This window comes from Flavobacterium sp. Leaf359, from assembly GCF_001423985.1.
Classification (GTDB): domain Bacteria; phylum Bacteroidota; class Bacteroidia; order Flavobacteriales; family Flavobacteriaceae; genus Flavobacterium; species Flavobacterium lindanitolerans.
This window is the reverse complement of record NZ_LMPW01000016.1, coordinates 232-473: the sequence shown is the minus strand read 5'-3', so window position 1 is coordinate 473 and position 242 is coordinate 232. Positions and strand designations below refer to the sequence as shown.

Annotated in this window: 1 protein-coding gene; it reads left to right on the top strand. The window is 49.2% G+C overall.

From position 1 onward, the window contains the following. A partial coding sequence (locus tag ASG38_RS18080; protein ID WP_162239718.1) for a hypothetical protein occupies window positions 1-242 on the top strand: 242 nt, incomplete at both ends.

The window sequence follows — 242 nt, the reverse complement described above, 5'->3', positions numbered from 1 at the left end:
ATACGAAGGCAATACTGACGTAGTGAACGTATTGGATAACGACACATTAAACGGTGTTCCGGTTATCCCATCACAGGTAACCATCACGGTAACGACCCCGTCGACCAACCCGGGCGTTGAATTGGATCCTGCAACAGGAACGGTAAGCGTAGACCCACAGACTCCTGCGGGAACCTACACCATCGTATACCAATTATGCGAGATTTTGAACCCGACCAACTGCGATTCTGCAACTGTAACTA